General features: G+C 62.5%; 14 protein-coding genes and 1 tRNA gene. 7 read left to right on the forward strand and 8 right to left on the reverse strand.

Annotated elements, in window-relative coordinates:
- Positions 1 to 128 precede the first annotated feature (128 nt).
- Together pnp and FB009_RS10345 are read left to right on the forward strand one after the other, a co-directional pair.
- Positions 129 to 2273, forward strand: a complete 2145-nt coding sequence (pnp, locus tag FB009_RS10340) for a polyribonucleotide nucleotidyltransferase (protein WP_012067644.1) — start codon at positions 129 to 131, stop codon at positions 2271 to 2273.
- 196 nt (positions 2274 to 2469) lie between these two features.
- Positions 2470 to 3486, forward strand: a complete 1017-nt coding sequence (locus tag FB009_RS10345; protein WP_012067645.1) for a class I SAM-dependent methyltransferase — start codon at positions 2470 to 2472, stop codon at positions 3484 to 3486.
- A gap of 155 nt (positions 3487 to 3641) precedes the next feature.
- On the opposite strand, the gene fabI is transcribed toward FB009_RS10345, so the two are convergent.
- From fabI to fabA, 3 genes are read right to left on the reverse strand one after another with little or no spacing between them, the layout of a single operon-like run.
- Positions 3642 to 4448, reverse strand: coding sequence for an enoyl-ACP reductase FabI (fabI, locus tag FB009_RS10350; RefSeq protein ID WP_012067646.1), 807 nt, complete (start codon positions 4446 to 4448; stop codon positions 3642 to 3644).
- A 4-nt stretch (positions 4449 to 4452) separates the two neighbouring features.
- A complete protein-coding gene (gene fabB / locus FB009_RS10355; protein ID WP_012067647.1) occupies positions 4453 to 5673 on the reverse strand; it encodes a beta-ketoacyl-ACP synthase I in 1221 nt (406 codons plus the stop codon).
- A gap of 48 nt (positions 5674 to 5721) precedes the next feature.
- Positions 5722 to 6237 carry a 3-hydroxyacyl-[acyl-carrier-protein] dehydratase FabA gene (gene fabA, locus FB009_RS10360; RefSeq protein WP_012067648.1) on the reverse strand — a complete coding sequence of 172 codons (516 nt, stop codon included), beginning with the start codon at positions 6235 to 6237 and terminating at the stop codon, positions 5722 to 5724.
- Between the two features lie 481 nt (positions 6238 to 6718).
- Between fabA and irrA the strand changes: the two genes are divergently transcribed.
- Positions 6719 to 7141, forward strand: a complete 423-nt coding sequence (gene irrA, locus FB009_RS10365) for an iron response transcriptional regulator IrrA (protein ID WP_012067649.1) — start codon at positions 6719 to 6721, stop codon at positions 7139 to 7141.
- Positions 7142 to 7176: 35 nt separating this feature from the next.
- Here the strand turns inward: irrA and FB009_RS10370 are convergent, their stop codons facing one another.
- On the reverse strand, positions 7177 to 7812 hold the full coding sequence (locus FB009_RS10370) for a trimeric intracellular cation channel family protein (protein ID WP_012067650.1): 636 nt from the start codon (positions 7810 to 7812) through the stop codon (positions 7177 to 7179).
- A gap of 91 nt (positions 7813 to 7903) precedes the next feature.
- Positions 7904 to 8692, reverse strand: coding sequence for a YdcF family protein (locus FB009_RS10375; protein WP_012067651.1), 789 nt, complete (start codon positions 8690 to 8692; stop codon positions 7904 to 7906).
- 136 nt (positions 8693 to 8828) lie between these two features.
- Here FB009_RS10375 and FB009_RS10380 point away from each other — a divergent pair, with 136 nt between their 5' ends.
- Positions 8829 to 8972, forward strand: coding sequence for a hypothetical protein (locus FB009_RS10380; protein ID WP_012067652.1), 144 nt, complete (start codon positions 8829 to 8831; stop codon positions 8970 to 8972).
- A gap of 65 nt (positions 8973 to 9037) precedes the next feature.
- Here the strand turns inward: FB009_RS10380 and FB009_RS10385 are convergent.
- Together FB009_RS10385 and FB009_RS10390 are read right to left on the reverse strand one after the other, a co-directional pair.
- Positions 9038 to 9113, reverse strand: a tRNA-Ala gene (locus tag FB009_RS10385).
- Between the two features lie 248 nt (positions 9114 to 9361).
- Positions 9362 to 9751: a TIGR02300 family protein gene (locus tag FB009_RS10390; protein WP_012067653.1), complete on the reverse strand. Its 390-nt coding sequence runs from the start codon at positions 9749 to 9751 to the stop codon at positions 9362 to 9364.
- A 285-nt stretch (positions 9752 to 10036) separates the two neighbouring features.
- Between FB009_RS10390 and aroA the strand changes: the two genes are divergently transcribed.
- The 3 genes from aroA (at position 10037) to rpsA (ending at position 13915) form a co-directional block, all read left to right on the forward strand.
- On the forward strand, positions 10037 to 11407 hold the full coding sequence (gene aroA / locus FB009_RS10395) for a 3-phosphoshikimate 1-carboxyvinyltransferase (protein ID WP_145161583.1): 1371 nt from the start codon (positions 10037 to 10039) through the stop codon (positions 11405 to 11407).
- Positions 11404 to 12042 carry a (d)CMP kinase gene (gene cmk / locus FB009_RS10400; protein ID WP_012067655.1) on the forward strand — a complete coding sequence of 213 codons (639 nt, stop codon included), beginning with the start codon at positions 11404 to 11406 and terminating at the stop codon, positions 12040 to 12042. Before aroA ends, cmk begins: the two co-directional genes overlap by 4 nt.
- A gap of 166 nt (positions 12043 to 12208) precedes the next feature.
- Positions 12209 to 13915 (forward strand): 30S ribosomal protein S1, encoded by a 1707-nt coding sequence (gene rpsA / locus FB009_RS10405; protein WP_012067656.1) that lies wholly within the window; start codon positions 12209 to 12211, stop codon positions 13913 to 13915.
- A gap of 121 nt (positions 13916 to 14036) precedes the next feature.
- Here rpsA and FB009_RS10410 read toward each other — a convergent pair whose 3' ends face one another.
- On the reverse strand, positions 14037 to 15602 hold the full coding sequence (locus FB009_RS10410) for a hypothetical protein (RefSeq protein WP_024311292.1): 1566 nt from the start codon (positions 15600 to 15602) through the stop codon (positions 14037 to 14039).
- Between the last annotated feature and the right edge of the window lie 20 nt (positions 15603 to 15622).

Raw genomic sequence — 15622 nt, forward strand, 5'->3', positions numbered from 1 at the left:
AAAGCGGTATGCGGCCGGTTTTCTTTGAAGCCTCCCGTTGTCTTGCCCGTGATGCGCCACCAGGCGGCTTGAGATCGCCCGCGCTTTTATCGAGCCGCGGAGGGTCTGTCGCACACGAAGGACAGAACATGTTCGAGACTCACAAGGTAGAAATCGAATGGGCTGGGCGTCCGCTCAAGCTCGAAACCGGAAAGATCGCGCGTCAGGCCGATGGTGCCGTTCTCGCGACCTACGGCGAAACCGTCGTGCTCGCCACGGTCGTTTCGGCCAAGGCACCGAAGCCCGGCCAGGATTTCTTCCCGCTCACCGTCAACTACCAGGAAAAGACCTACGCTGCCGGCAAGATTCCGGGCGGCTATTTCAAGCGCGAGGGCCGTCCCAGCGAAAACGAAACGCTGGTGTCCCGCCTGATCGACCGTCCGATCCGCCCGCTCTTCCCCGAAGGCTACAAGAATGACACCCAGGTCATCATCACGGTCATGCAGCATGATCTTGAGAACAACCCGGACGTCGTCGCCATGGTTGCAGCTTCTGCTGCGTTGACGCTTTCCGGCGTTCCCTTCATGGGCCCGGTCGGTGGTGCCCGCGTCGGCTACATCAACGGCGAATACGTCCTCAACCCGCATCTCGACGAAATGGACGAGTCGACGCTCGACCTCGTCGTCGCCGGCACACAGGACGCCGTATTGATGGTTGAATCCGAGGCCAAGGAGCTTTCGGAGGAGATCATGCTCGGCGCCGTCGTCTTCGGCCAGAAGGGCTTCCAGCCGGTCATCGACGCAGTCATCAGGCTTGCCGAAGTCGCCGCCAAGGAGCCGCGCGAGTTCGAGCCGGACGACCATTCCGCTCTCGAAAACGCCATGCTTTCGATCGCCGAAGAGGACCTGCGCAAGGCCTACAAGATCACCGAGAAGGCGCAGCGTTATGCAGCCGTCGACGCGGTCAAGGCCAAGGTGAAGGAGCACTTCCTTCCGGAAGGCGTCGAGAACCCGGCTCATACGGCGGAAGAGATCGCCTCGGTCTTCAAGCACCTGCAGGCCAAGATCGTTCGCTGGAACATCCTCGACACCAAGAGCCGCATCGACGGCCGCGATCTCGTCACGGTTCGTCCGATCGTTGCCGAAGTCGGCCTCCTGCCGCGTACGCACGGTTCGGCGCTCTTCACCCGCGGCGAGACTCAGGCGATCGTTGTCGCGACGCTCGGCACCGGAGAAGACGAGCAGTACGTCGATTCCTTGACAGGCATGTACAAGGAAAACTTCATGCTGCACTACAACTTCCCGCCCTACTCGGTCGGCGAAACGGGCCGCATGGGTTCCCCGGGTCGCCGCGAGATCGGCCACGGCAAGCTTGCCTGGCGGGCAATCCATCCGATGCTGCCGACGGCGGAACAGTTCCCCTATACGCTGCGGGTCGTTTCGGAAATCACCGAATCCAACGGCTCGTCCTCGATGGCGACCGTCTGCGGCACATCTCTCGCGCTGATGGATGCCGGCGTTCCGCTGGCCAAGCCCGTTGCCGGCATCGCCATGGGCCTGATCAAGGAGGACGACCGCTTCGCAGTCCTCTCCGACATTCTCGGTGACGAGGATCATCTCGGCGACATGGACTTCAAGGTCGCAGGCACCGAAGCCGGCGTTACCTCGTTGCAGATGGACATCAAGATTGCCGGCATCACCGAAGAGATCATGAAGGTCGCGCTCGACCAGGCGAAGCACGGTCGCGTTCACATTCTCGGCGAAATGGCCAAGGCGATCTCCGAGAGCCGTGGGCAGCTCGGCGAGTTCGCGCCGCGCATCGAAGTGATGAACATTCCGGTCGACAAGATCCGCGAAGTCATCGGCTCGGGCGGCAAGGTCATCCGCGAAATCGTCGAGAAGACCGGTGCCAAGATCAATATCGACGACGACGGCACGGTTAAGATCGCGTCGGCTTCCGGCAAGGAGATCGAGGCAGCCCGCAAGTGGATCCACTCGATCGTCGCCGAACCGGAAGTCGGCCAGGTCTATGAAGGCACCGTCGTCAAGACGGCCGATTTCGGCGCCTTCGTGAACTTCTTCGGTGCACGCGATGGCCTCGTCCACATCTCTCAGCTCGCTTCCGAGCGCGTTGCCAAGACCACGGACGTCGTCAAGGAAGGCGACAAGGTCTGGGTCAAGCTGATGGGCTTCGACGAGCGCGGCAAAGTGCGCCTTTCCATGAAGGTCGTCGACCAGGCGACCGGCAAGGAGATCGCTGCCGAGAAGAAGGACGGCGGCGAAGCCGCCGAATAAACCGGCCTCGGCTGAAACATTCAGGGCGCGGAGCGGATCGCTTCGCGCCCTTTCTTGTGACGATTGGATCGTCCCAGCATCGAAACAATGAAACGACGTATTTTCCGGGAGAAGCCGTTTCACATATTCTGGAAGTGCTCGAAATGCGGCCCCCTCGCCGCGTTCCGAGAGGTTAACCAAGAACGGAATTGAACCTATGAGCCGCGACGCGCTGAAAACACTGTTCCATCCCTTCGCCACCGGGGTCATCGATCCGCCGGGAGAGGGCGAGCGGGTGCTCTTCCTCGGCGCCGAGGCTGGCTACCGGTTGCCGGAAGGCTTCGCTGCGGAAGTCTCTGCTGTACAGCCTCTCAGACCCCTTTACCGGGCGCTTACGGCAGCTCGCGTCGATGTGGTGCCGGTTGCGGACGGGGATGGCTACGACGCTGCGCTCGTTCTCAGCGGCAAGCACAAGGGCGAGAATGAAGACCGGATCGCGGAGGCGCTGAAGCGCACCCGCGCCGGTGCGCTGATCGTGGTTGCGGGCGGCAAGGAGGACGGCATTCAGTCGCTGCGAAAGAGGATCGACAAGTTCGGTTGGGACGGCGACGCAATGCCGAAGTATCACGGCGTCGTCTTCTGGTTCACCCGGCCGGAAAGCGCCGCCGAAGCCATCTCTGCGCTCGCCAAGGTTCCGGTGCGCGTCGATGGACTGTTCGAGGCTGCCCCCGGCATGTTCTCGCATGATCGCGTCGATGCGGGCTCGGAACTGCTCGCGTCGCGCCTGCCGCGCGACTTCACCGGTCATGCGGCGGATTTCGGTGCCGGCTGGGGATATCTGTCCGTCAGGCTCGCTGAGGCTTCGCCAACCCTCAAGGGCATCGATCTGTTCGAGGCGGATTTCGAAGCACTGGAAGCGGCACGCGCGAATATGGCGGCGAACGCGCCTTCGACACCGGCCCGATTCTATTGGCACGACCTGTCAACGGAAGACACGCGCGACAAATACGACCTTATCGTCATGAACCCGCCCTTTCATGAAGGCCATGCCGCCGAGCCGGCGCTCGGTGCGGCTATGATCAAGGCAGCCGCCAAGGCACTGAAGCATGGCGGCCGACTGATGCTCGTCGCCAATCGCGGGCTTCCCTATGAGCCGGTTCTGGCGGAAAATTTCAAGGAGATGGGCGAGACCTGCCGTAACGCGCGCTTCAAGGTGCTCTGGGCGAAAAGGTAAAAGGGCGAACCGCTCCCGCAAACCGGGGCGAAGGGGACTCGCTGCATCACCTGAACCCGCCCCCACCGTCCTATCGAGGGGAGAGAGGGGCGCAGCCAAATCCCCAACCCCGCTCGAGGGGATGGGTTAGTCCTCGGGTCAAACCCGGCAGACGGCTAATCCGCGTCTGCGGTCCGTAATGCCTCGAGCGTCGGCATCGAAGTGATGTTGTAGCCGGAGTCGACGTAGTGGATTTCGCCGGTGACGCCGCGCGAGAGATCCGAAAGCAGGTACAGTGCGGAACTGCCGACGTCCTCAATGGTGACGGTGCGGCGCAGGGGCGAATTCTTCTGCTGCCACGAGAGCATGGCGCGCGCGTCGGAAATGCCTGCTCCGGCCAGTGTCCGGATCGGGCCGGCCGAGATCGCATTGACGCGGATGCCGCGCGTTCCGTAGTCGGCTGCGAGATAGCGCACCGACGCCTCGAGCGCGGCCTTGGCAACGCCCATGACATTGTAGTTCGGCATGACCCGCACCGAGCCGCCATAGGTGAGCGTCAGCATGGTGCCGCCATCGCTCATCAGCTCCGCCGCACGCCGGGCTATTTCGGTGAAGGAGAAGCAGGAGATCACCATGGTGCGGCTGAAATTGTCCCGCGTGGTGTCGGCATAGAGACCCTTGAGCTCGTTCTTGTCCGAGAAGCCAATGGCGTGGACGACGAAATCGAGCTTGCCCCAGCGTTCCTTCATGGCAGCGACGACAGCGTCGACGGAGGCGATGTCCTCGACGTCGCAGGGGAGGAGGAAGTCGGAACCGACCTCTGCTGCCAGCGGCTTGACGCGCTTGCCGAGGGCCTCGCCCTGGTAGGTGAAGGCCAGCTCGGCGCCCTGCGCGGCGAGTGTCTTGGCGATCCCCCAGGCAATAGAATGGTTGTTGGCGACGCCCATGATGAGGCCGCGCTTTCCGTTCATCAATCCGTTCATCGTGTTATCCGTTATAGCGCTGGAAGACGAGCGTCGCGTTGGTGCCGCCGAAGCCGAAGGAGTTCGAAAGAACCGTGTCGATCCTGGCATTGTCGATGCGCTTGCGGACGATCGGCACGCCTTCGAATTCGGCGTCGAGCTCGGTGATGTGAGCGCTTTCGCCGATGAAGCCGGCCTGCATCATCAGGAGGCCGTAGATCGATTCCTGTACACCAGCCGCGCCGAGTGAGTGACCGGTCAGCGATTTCGTGGACTGGATATGCGGCATCTTCTCACCGAAGACCTCGCGGATGGCGCCGATCTCCTTTTGATCGCCGACCGGCGTGGAGGTGCCGTGGGTATTGATGTAGTCGACATCGCCATTCACCGTGGCGAGCGCCTGGCGCATGCAGCGCGCGGCGCCTTCGCCGGAGGGGGCGACCATGTCGTATCCGTCCGAGGTCGCGCCGTAGCCGACGATTTCGGCGTAAATCTTCGCACCGCGCGCCTTGGCACGCTCCAGTTCCTCCAGGACGAGGACACCGGCACCGCCGGCGATGACGAAGCCGTCGCGGTTCGCGTCATAGGCACGGGAAGCAATTGCCGGCGTATCGTTATACTTGGAAGACATGGCGCCCATGGCGTCGAACAGATTTGACATGGTCCAGTCGAGATCTTCGTGACCTCCGGCGAACATCACGTCCTGTTTGCCCCACTGGATCATTTCTGCGGCATTGCCGATGCAGTGTGCCGAGGTCGAGCAGGCCGACGAGATGGAATAGTTGACGCCGTGGATCTGGAACCAGGTCGCAAGGGTCGCGGAGGCCGTGGACGACATCGCCTTTGGCACGGCGAAGGGGCCGATGCGCTTGGGGCTGTTGTTCTTGCGGGTAATGTCCGCCGCTTCGACGATCGTGCGCGTCGAAGGGCCGCCCGATCCCATTATGATGCCGGTGCGTTCGTTTGTGATGTCGCCGGCTTCCAATCCGGAATCCGCGATAGCCTGCTTCATCGCCACATGGTTCCAGGCTCCGCCCTGAGAGAGGAAGCGCATGGCGCGCCGGTCGACCAGATCTGTCGGGTCGAGCGCAGGCGCTCCCCAGACCTGGCATTTAAAGCCGTGCTCGGCAAAATCCGGAGAAAACGTGATGCCCGAACGCGCATCGCGGAGCGACGCGGTGACTTCGTCGGCATCGCTGCCGATCGAGGAAACGATCCCGAGGCCCGTTACAACAACCCGTCTCATGTCAGATGACCTTTTCTTCGATTGGAACCGTGCGGGATCGCCCGCAGTTCAGCCGGCCTTTTCCTGGAAGAGGCCGACCCTGAGGTCGGTGGCCTTATAGATGGTTTCGCCATCGGCCTTCATCCAGCCGTCGGCAATGCCGAGGACCAGGCGGCCGCGCATGACGCGCTTGAAGTCGATGCCGTATTCTACCAGCTTGGTCTTCGGCGTCACCATGCCGGTGAACTTCACCTCGCCCGTGGAGATGGCGCGGCCCTTGCCGGCCTCCCCAAGCCAACCCAGGAAGAAGCCGGTCAATTGCCACATGGCGTCGAGGCCGAGGCAGCCGGGCATGACCGGATCGCCCATGAAGTGACACGGAAAGAACCACAGGTCCGGCGTAATGTCGAACTCGGCGCGAACGTAACCCTTGTCGTGGGGCCCGCCTGTTTCCGAAATGTCGGTGATGCGATTGAACATCAGCATCGGCGGCAGCGGCAGCTGCGCGTTGCCGGGGCCAAACATTTCGCCTCGGCCGCAGATCAGGATTTCCTCGTAGCTGAAGCTGGATTGTCTGGTGGTCATGGATGGTTGCTTCCCGAGTCTATATTGTGTTCTCCGACCTGCTTTAGTGCAAGTCCGGTCTGATTTGAAGCGCAGCTGTCATCCGCGGCTGCGGTGCCGGCTGTCGCTGGTGACGTTCCACGCGGAACGGCATGCGGGTCTACGGCGCCGCGCGTTCTCTCAGACGCGCAAAGGTCGCTGTAGGGCTTTCAGCTGCTGCATGCCTTGTACTTCCATAGGCTACGATTAAAGGAAGCATGCAGCAGGAAATCTCTCGCACAGTTGCCGAACCCGCTCCGGATGGTGACATCATTCCGCCGTCGCTTACAGTATGAATGTGGCCACGGCCAGAGTTAAATGGCCGCAATCCTCCCCTTTGGGCTGATTTTCAGGCCTTTGCGGCCTTCGCATGTGCGGAATCTATTGAAAGCCGCGGCGCCAGAAGTTATATCGCAAACTGATAAATCACGGACCCCGCAGTTATATATCGGAACGGCTGTCGATGACGAAAGCAACGCACATGTCCTCACAGGAGAGACTGCGCAATTCGGGTTTGCGCCCGACGCGCCAGCGCGTCGCGCTTGCCGACCTGATTTTCGCCAAGGGCGACCGTCACCTGACGGTGGAGGAACTCCATGAGGAGGCCGTCACGGCCGGCGTTCCCGTTTCGCTCGCGACCGTCTACAACACGCTCCATCAGTTTACCGAGGCCGGTATGATCCGCGTTCTGGCCGTCGAGAGCGCAAGGACCTATTTCGACACGAATGTTTCGGATCACCACCATTTCTTCATCGAGGGCGAGAACGAGGTCCTCGACATCCCTGTGAGCAATATTCAGATCGACAATCTCCCGGAACCGCCGGAAGGGATGGAAATCTCCCATGTCGACGTGGTGATCCGGCTGCGCCATAAGGTCGAGCGCTGAGCCTTCGATCCTCTTTCTCCGTCAAACCAATCTCATCACATCACGTCGTCCGGATCGCGGCCGGGACCGGCTTTCCCGGTCGGCAGCATCCACCCGTATCGAAGCGCACCGCCGCGCACGGCAAAGGCCGTGAGCACACCCAGTGCGGACGCCACCGCCAGCGGCAATCCGAGCATGCTTGCGAGCACGAAGGCGGAGGCTCCGATGAGGGCGGCGCTCACATAGATCTCCGGCCGCAACAGGACGGAAGGTTCTCCGGCCAGCAGATCACGCAGGACGCCGCCGAAGGTTGCCGTCAGAGTGCCCGTGACGAGGGCGACGATCGGCGAACCCGTCGCAGCCAGTCCCTTCGCCGCGCCCATGACGCAATAGGCGGAAAGACCCATCGCATCGAGCCATACGAGCAGGCGATAGCGTGACTCGAGAAGGTGCGACGTCAGGAAGACGGCGATGGCCACTGCCGCGCAGACGATGATGAAGTTGGGGTTCACTACCCAGAACACCGGCGTCACGCCGAGAACGAGATCCCGAATGGTCCCGCCGCCAATGCCGGTCGCGGAAGCGAGAAACAGATAACCGATAATGTCGAGCTGCTTGCGGGAAGCCGAAAGCGCTCCCGTCGCCGCGAAGACGGCGACGCCCGCATAGTCGAGGAATTCGAGGATCGGCATGGCTGCTCCGCTTTGCTTTACGCCCCTCTCTAGAACTTTTCCCCTCAGACAGGAAAGGCTCTAAACGTCACCTTCGAAAACATGCGGCAGGCTAACGCGGCAGCAGCGTCTGCGTCCGGCCGAGAAGATAATAGGCGAGCAGTCCGGTCCATTCCTTGGCGGCCGTCGTCGCCAATTGGGCATTGAGTGATGGCTGGGTGAAATCCACGCCGAGCCGCACCTTGCCGCTCGTACGGTAATCCACCGGCCAGGGCGTCACCTCGATGTCGTTCGCGCGAAAGAGGCCCACAGAACGGGGCATATGATAGGCCGAGGTCACGAGCGCGCAACGATCGAGCCCGTTTTCCCGGAGGAGGTGCCGTGTATTGCGGGCGTTTTCGAAGGTCGTCCGCGATTCTCCCTCACGGATCAGGCGCTCCGGGCCGATGCCGAAGGTCCCGAAAAAAGCTGCAGAGGCATGCGCGTCGCCCTCGTAGATGCCGCTGAGCGAGCCGTCGCCTCCGGATACGAGGATGCGCGCCCCCGGATGGGCCCGCGCCAGCCTCAGGGTCTCGACGAAACGCTCCGCCGCCTGATTCATCTCGATGCCGCCGCGGCTCGCCATGACCACATTCTCGAAGGCGCCGCCAAGCACGATCATGCAGGCAAGCTCCGCCGGCTCCGGCGAGGGGCGGGGAAAGCGATCCTCCAGGATCTGCAGGAAATAGGAGCCGGCCGTGGTGAAGAGAGTGATGAAAAGCACGGCGAGCCCGAAGACGCTGATACCGCCACCCGTTCGACGGAAGCGGGTGAGCATGAGCAGCACGCCGACGAGCAGCATGAGAAAGGCGAGTGATAGCGGCTGGGCGACGAGCCAGAAGATTTTGGAAACGAGGAACATGCTTCCAGTTTCTCAGCAGATGCGGGTTAAGATTTCATCTACGGAGGCTGCGAATTCTGCGCGTTCTGATGAAGCTTGAACAGCCACCGAACGCGACGAATTCTGGTAGATTCCGGTTTTCCGTTAGAATCGGAGAATGAAACGGAATTCCGACAGTACGGCTTCACGGACACCGAGCGACGCAAAGTCGCGCCGCGAGGTCGCCGTGCATTTCCAGCAGATCGAGGAAAGTCCGGCAAGGCCGGGTCAGGAAACGATGTTCGCCGAATTCGAGCGCTAGGCCTGGCCGCATGAGCGGCGTGTCGCCTCTATCTGCAAACGGGCTGTAAAATTATCCGGAGATTTTGGTGGAGCTAAGCGGGATCGAACCGCTGACCTCTTGCATGCCATGCAAGCGCTCTCCCAGCTGAGCTATAGCCCCATCAGGGTCCGGCTGTGCCGGTCCGGGAAGTTCGCGAGGCGCTTTGTGCCTAGCGAGTGGCGGCTTATTACTTCTGCTTCGTGCAGATGGCAAGCCGAAAGTTCAGGGTCGGTACGATTTATTTTCCGGTTCCGGCCGGATGCCCCGATACCGCTCGTGCACGGCGAAGAGGCGGTTTCGTGCGCCTTTCGGGGCGCGCCCCGGGGGGCAGGCAAGCGGGCGGCGATCCGCCCGCATTGCCAGACTGATCAGACGTCTTCATCCTCATCGGATACGCCGATGATGTCGCTCATGTCGTCGTCGTCGTCCTCGTCGTCGGTCTGGAGGAACGTGTCGTCGTCGTCACCCTCGATCTCGACATCGTCGTCGCCGAGATCCGGCAGGTCGTCGCCGCCCGATGCCTCGTCGTCCGCATCCTCGAGCGAAACGAGTTCGACTTCCGTGTTCTCGGTATCGACTTCCGTTACCTCTTCCTCTTCTTCCTTCTCGAGCACCTTGGCGACGGAGGTCTCCTCGAAGAAGGACAGCGGATAGGACTTGCCCGTATAGGGGGAGACGATCGGATCACGGTTCAGGTCGTAGAATTTGCGCCCCGTTTCCGGGTCGATACGCTTCGTTCCAAGTTCCGGTTTTGCCACAGTCAAAGCCTCTTGAATGGCCGGACAAGCCGGCTCTTGCCGGAAAGCCGGCGGTTAGAAAGGTGTCAAGCTTATGATGATTAGCCGGTCCCCATAATCATCTTGACGAGCTCTGTCAAAGATAAACTTCCGCGAGCCAAGGTCGTCATTTTCTTCGCAGCAGGAGGATGACCCTTTTCGCGCATTGTGTTAGGGAGCCGGCGAGACCGGCGGCCCACCACCAGCGCGCCGGAAAGCACCACCTTCCGCGCCCGCCGTCAGCCGGATTGTTAGAGGAAAACCACCATGTCCCACGGCTCGAACCCGCGACCCGCCACCGCACGCAAGTCTTCCGACCTCAAGGGCACGGTGCGCATCCCGGGCGACAAGTCGATCTCGCACCGCTCCTTCATGTTCGGCGGCCTTGCTTCGGGTGAGACGCGCATCACCGGACTCCTCGAAGGCGAAGACGTGATCAATACCGGCAGGGCCATGCAGGCGATGGGTGCCAAAATTCGCAAGGAGGGCGACACCTGGATCATCGACGGCGTCGGGAACGGTGCGCTGCTCGCGCCCGAGGCGCCGCTCGACTTCGGCAATGCGGGAACCGGCTGCCGTCTGACCATGGGCCTCGTCGGCGTCTATGATTTCGATTCCACCTTCATCGGCGACGCCTCGCTGACGAAGCGCCCGATGGGCCGCGTGCTCGATCCGCTCCGCGAAATGGGTGTCCAGGTGAAGTCGGCCGAGGGCGACCGGTTGCCGGTGACGCTGCGCGGACCGAAGACGCCGAACCCGATCACCTATCGCGTGCCGATGGCTTCGGCCCAGGTGAAATCCGCCGTGCTGCTCGCCGGGCTGAACACGCCCGGCATCACCACCGTCGTCGAGCCGGTAATGACCCGCGACCATACGGAAAAGATGCTCCAGGGCTTCGGCGCGGACCTTTCGGTCGAGACCGACAGAGACGGCGTGCGCACCATCCGGCTCGAAGGCCGAGGCAAGCTGAGGGGTCAGGTGATCGACGTGCCGGGCGATCCGTCTTCCACGGCCTTTCCGCTGGTGGCGGCGCTTCTTGTGCCGGGGTCCGACCTTACCATTCTCAACGTGCTGATGAACCCGACCCGTACAGGGCTCATTCTAACGCTTCAGGAAATGGGTGCCAGGATCGAAGTGCTGAGCAGCCGGCTTGCCGGTGGCGAGGATGTCGCCGATCTGCGCGTACGCTATTCGGAACTCAAGGGCGTGACGGTACCGGAAGAGCGCGCACCCTCGATGATCGACGAATATCCCGTGCTTGCCGTCGCGGCCGCCTTCGCCGAAGGCGCAACGGTGATGAACGGGCTGGAGGAACTGAGGGTCAAGGAATCCGATCGCCTGTCCGCCGTTGCCGAGGGACTGAAGCTCAACGGCGTCGATTGCGACGAGGGCGAGGCCTCGCTCGTCGTACGCGGCCGGCCGGGCGGCAAGGGCCTGGGCAATGATTCGGGCGGCCAGGTCAAAACCCATCTCGATCACCGCATCGCCATGAGCTTCCTTGTCATGGGGCTTGCCTCGGAGCGTCCGGTGACGGTCGACGATGCGACGATGATCGCGACGTCCTTCCCCGAGTTCATGGGACTGATGACAGGGTTGGGCGCGAAGATCGAAGAGACGGAAAACAAGGCGGCCCTATGAGCTTCGTAGTCGCCATCGACGGACCCGCAGCCGCCGGCAAGGGAACGCTGTCGCGCCTGATCGCCAAGCGGTACGGCTTTCACCATCTCGACACCGGACTCACCTATCGCGCCGCCGCCAAGGCACTCATCGATGCCGGATTACCGCTCGACGATGAGGCGGTAGCCGAGAAGACGGCCCGTCAGGTCGACCTTTCCGGCCTGGATCGTGCCGTGCTTTCGGCCCATGCGATCGGCGAGGCGGCATCCAAGATCGCGGTCATGCCGGCCGTGCGCCGGGCACTGGTCGAGGCGCAGCGCGCCTTCGCGCTGAAGGAGCCGGGTACCGTCCTCGACGGGCGCGATATCGGCACGGTCGTCTGCCCCGACGCGGCGGTGAAGCTCTATGTCACAGCTTCTCCCGAAGTGCGGGCGAAGCGGCGCTATGACGAGATCGTCACCGGCGGCGGAACGGCCGACTACACCACGATTTTCGAGGACGTGAAGAAGCGGGACACGCGCGATATGGGCCGTGCCGACAGCCCCTTGAGACCGGCCGAGGACGCGCACTTGCTTGATACTTCCGAAATGAGTATAGAGGCGGCATTCCAGGCGGCGAAGACGCTGATCGACGTTGCCCTGAATAAGACGATTTGAAGAAAGGCTCTTCTTCGGTCCGACCGATATTGCCTTCTTGAAATAAGCCTGAAATTCCGTCCACGCGCCGGATTGCTCCATGATAGGAGCGGACTGGGTTCAGGCCTGTTCAACACCAGCCCCCGGCGCATATGTGTCTCCGGCAGGAGATGCAGCAGGAGATTATATGTCTGCAACCAACCCCACCCGTGATGATTTCGCAGCGCTTCTGGAAGAGTCCTTCGCCAAGACGGACCTCGCCGAAGGCTACGTCGCCAAGGGCATCGTCACGGCGATCGAAAAGGACGTCGCAATCGTCGACGTCGGCCTGAAGGTCGAAGGCCGCGTACCGCTGAAGGAATTCGGCGCCAAGGCCAAGGACGGCACGCTCAAGGTCGGCGACGAAGTCGAAGTCTATGTCGAGCGCATTGAAAACGCTCTCGGCGAAGCTGTTCTGTCGCGCGAGAAGGCTCGCCGCGAAGAAAGCTGGCAGCGCCTGGAAGTGAAGTTCGAAGCCGGCGAACGCGTCGAAGGCATCATCTTCAACCAGGTCAAGGGCGGCTTCACCGTCGATCTCGACGGCGCCGTAGCCTTCCTGCCGCGTTCGCAGGTCGACATCCGTCCGATCCGCGACGTGACCCCGCTGATGCACAACCCGCAGCCCTTCGAAATCCTGAAGATGGACAAGCGCCGCGGCAACATCGTCGTTTCGCGCCGCACGGTTCTCGAAGAGTCGCGCGCCGAGCAGCGTTCTGAAATCGTTCAGAATCTCGAGGAGGGCCAGGTTGTCGAGGGTGTCGTCAAGAACATCACCGATTACGGTGCGTTCGTCGACCTCGGCGGCATCGACGGTCTGCTGCACGTCACCGACATGGCATGGCGTCGCGTCAATCATCCGTCGGAAATCCTGAACATCGGCCAGCAGGTCAAGGTTCAGATCATCCGCATCAACCAGGAAACCCACCGCATCTCGCTCGGCATGAAGCAGCTCGAGTCCGATCCGTGGGACGGCATCGGTGCGAAGTATCCGGTCGGCAAGAAGATCTCGGGCACGGTTACGAACATCACCGACTACGGTGCTTTCGTCGAGCTGGAGCCGGGCATCGAAGGCCTGATCCACATTTCCGAGATGTCCTGGACGAAGAAGAACGTTCACCCCGGCAAGATCCTGTCCACGAGCCAGGAAGTCGACGTGGTCGTTCTCGAAGTCGATCCGACCAAGCGCCGCATTTCGCTCGGCCTCAAGCAGACGCTCGAGAACCCATGGCAGGCATTCGCGCATAGCCATCCGGCTGGCACGGAAGTCGAAGGCGAAGTCAAGAACAAGACTGAATTCGGTCTGTTCATCGGCCTCGATGGCGATGTCGACGGCATGGTTCACCTCTCCGATCTCGACTGGAACCGTCCGGGCGAGCAGGTCATCGAAGAATTCAACAAGGGCGACGTCGTCCGTGCTGTGGTTCTCGATGTGGACGTCGACAAGGAGCGTATCTCGCTCGGCATCAAGCAGCTCGGCCGTGATGCGGTCGGTGAAGCTGCTGCTTCCGGCGACCTGCGCAAGAATGCCGTCGTTTCGGCCGAAGTCATCGGCGTCAACGATGGCGGCATCGAGGTGCGGCTCGTCAATCACGAGGACGTCACCGCCTTCATCCGCCGCGCTGATCTCTCGCGCGACCGCGACGAACAGCGTCCGGAGCGCTTCTCGGTCGGCCAGACCGTCGACGCGCGCGTCACCAACTTCTCCAAGAAGGACCGCAAGATCCAGCTGTCGATCAAGGCTCTGGAAATCGCGGAAGAGAAGGAAGCCGTCGCTCAGTTCGGCTCTTCCGACTCGGGTGCTTCGCTTGGCGACATTCTGGGCGCTGCGCTCAAGAACCGCCAGAACAACGAGTAATCGTTGCCGGACCTGAAATGATGAGCCCGCGGAGAGCGATCTCCGCGGGCTTTTTCATGGCGCAGCCTGGGGGCGAAAACCGCACATTTTCCTCATCCCGCTCACAGCGCCGTGCGTCTTATCAGGCAAGGTCGCCGAGCTTGCGGTAAAGGGTGAAGGCGTCGCTGGCAGGTCGCTCTTCGGCCTGATCCTGTTCGCCGCCCGCCGCCTGTCCCTGCTGCTGGCTGTCGCTTTCCCGTTCTCCCTCGTCATCTCTTTCGTCTTTTTCCGCCTCGCCTTCACTTTTCCGCTTGCGCCCGTCCATCTCGTCGGGATCGCTTTCATTTGCCGGCGGGTAGGGGGCCAGCGCGAAGGGAAACAGTTCGCGTAGAAGCCCGGCTTCGGGGATACGGGCGAATCCCTGCGGCGCCGCAGCGTCTCCGCGGGTCTGAGGCTCCGCCTCGGGAAAAGGCAGGTCGGGGAGCGATGCATTGCTCCCTGCGTCGGATGCGGCGTCCACCGTCGGTTCGACGGCGGCTTCGGCAATTCTGACCGCGCCGTTGGTCTCCCGTGGCCTCGCCGGCGCCTCGTTCTCCGGAAGCAGGGGCGCGGCAGCTCCTTTTTTCCCCGTTTCGGAAAATTGCCAGCTCTTGTTCATCCCCGGCGAGGCAAGGCTGTGACGTATAATCGCCCTCAAGGCCTCCGCCGGGGGTTGCTGCCCGCGTGCGGCGCTCTGCATCCGGGTCGGGGCCCCATCGTCCTCCGCCGCGGAGCGCGACGGGTCGTCGGCATTATCGGAGCCGTAGCTGTCAAGAAGGGCTTCAGCGCCGCGTTCTGCCCCTGCAGCCTTGCCCGCGACTGTCGAAGGTTTTGCGTCCTCCAGCACTGCGTGCATACGCCCGTTTTGACCTGCCGCCTCACCGCGGCGCGGCGCCGATGGTTCCGCCGGATCCGCGCCGCCTTCCGGGAGCTGCTCATCGGAGCTTTCCGGCATGGTGGCCGCCGTTTCCGTCGACTCCCCCTCAAGCGGGCTCCCTGAAGCATTTCTCGCTGCGACGTCCGCGATGCGCGGCGCCGGAGGCGCATTTGCCGGCGCCTTCGGCGAGCGTTGCGGCTCGGCCGGAGCCTGCGCGGCATCGCGTGCCGCACCCTTGGATGCCGTCTCGGCCCGCACGTCCTCGATATCGGCGCCGCCATATGTCTTTTTGAGCATCGCCTGAAGCAGCGCAAGATCGGTCGGCGCGGGTGTTTTCGAGCCCCGAAGCGCCGCCGGTACGTGCGCCGGCAGGGGCAGGCTGCGGAGCGGGGTTCGGTCAGGCGGCATCGCGCCCCGCCGGTCGGCAGCTATCGGCACCGCAACGGCGATCCGCTGCGCGAGGCTGCGGTTGGCCAGATGCTTCTCCAGAAGCAGGCGTTCCGACATGGGCAATGCTGCGATAAAGCCAGTCAAGCGCCGAATGAAGGCGCGTCCGGTCTCCCGCTGCAGGGGTGGAAATTTGAGGATGAGCGCCAGATCTTCGACCAGCCTCACCAGTGCGTCCTTGGAGAGGACCTCTTTGCCCGAAAGATGGCGGGCCAGCGCATCGAGGATCTTCCGGAGTGCCTCGCCACGCTCGCCGGCCGGCAGCGAACGGCGCAGGTCCTGCGTCGTCTCCTCGGCCGTTCCGACGGCTGTCCTGATGGCGTTAAAGGCGGGCAGATCGGGCATGATGCCGCAAGCATAAGCCA

Source organism: Sinorhizobium medicae, from assembly GCF_007827695.1.
Classification (GTDB): Bacteria; Pseudomonadota; Alphaproteobacteria; order Rhizobiales; family Rhizobiaceae; genus Sinorhizobium; species Sinorhizobium medicae.

Coding starts and splice junctions, on each gene's coding strand:
- pnp (WP_012067644.1), top strand. CDS start 129: ATGTTCGAGACTCACAAGGTAGAAATCGAATGGGCTGGGCGTCCGCTC.
- FB009_RS10345 (WP_012067645.1), top strand. CDS start 2,470: ATGAGCCGCGACGCGCTGAAAACACTGTTCCATCCCTTCGCCACCGGG.
- fabI (WP_012067646.1), bottom strand. CDS start 4,448: ATGAACGGATTGATGAACGGAAAGCGCGGCCTCATCATGGGCGTCGCC.
- fabB (WP_012067647.1), bottom strand. CDS start 5,673: ATGAGACGGGTTGTTGTAACGGGCCTCGGGATCGTTTCCTCGATCGGC.
- fabA (WP_012067648.1), bottom strand. CDS start 6,237: ATGACCACCAGACAATCCAGCTTCAGCTACGAGGAAATCCTGATCTGC.
- irrA (WP_012067649.1), top strand. CDS start 6,719: ATGACGAAAGCAACGCACATGTCCTCACAGGAGAGACTGCGCAATTCG.
- FB009_RS10370 (WP_012067650.1), bottom strand. CDS start 7,812: ATGCCGATCCTCGAATTCCTCGACTATGCGGGCGTCGCCGTCTTCGCG.
- FB009_RS10375 (WP_012067651.1), bottom strand. CDS start 8,692: ATGTTCCTCGTTTCCAAAATCTTCTGGCTCGTCGCCCAGCCGCTATCA.
- FB009_RS10380 (WP_012067652.1), top strand. CDS start 8,829: ATGAAACGGAATTCCGACAGTACGGCTTCACGGACACCGAGCGACGCA.
- aroA (WP_145161583.1), top strand. CDS start 10,037: ATGTCCCACGGCTCGAACCCGCGACCCGCCACCGCACGCAAGTCTTCC.
- cmk (WP_012067655.1), top strand. CDS start 11,404: ATGAGCTTCGTAGTCGCCATCGACGGACCCGCAGCCGCCGGCAAGGGA.
- rpsA (WP_012067656.1), top strand. CDS start 12,209: ATGTCTGCAACCAACCCCACCCGTGATGATTTCGCAGCGCTTCTGGAA.
- FB009_RS10410 (WP_024311292.1), bottom strand. CDS start 15,602: ATGCCCGATCTGCCCGCCTTTAACGCCATCAGGACAGCCGTCGGAACG.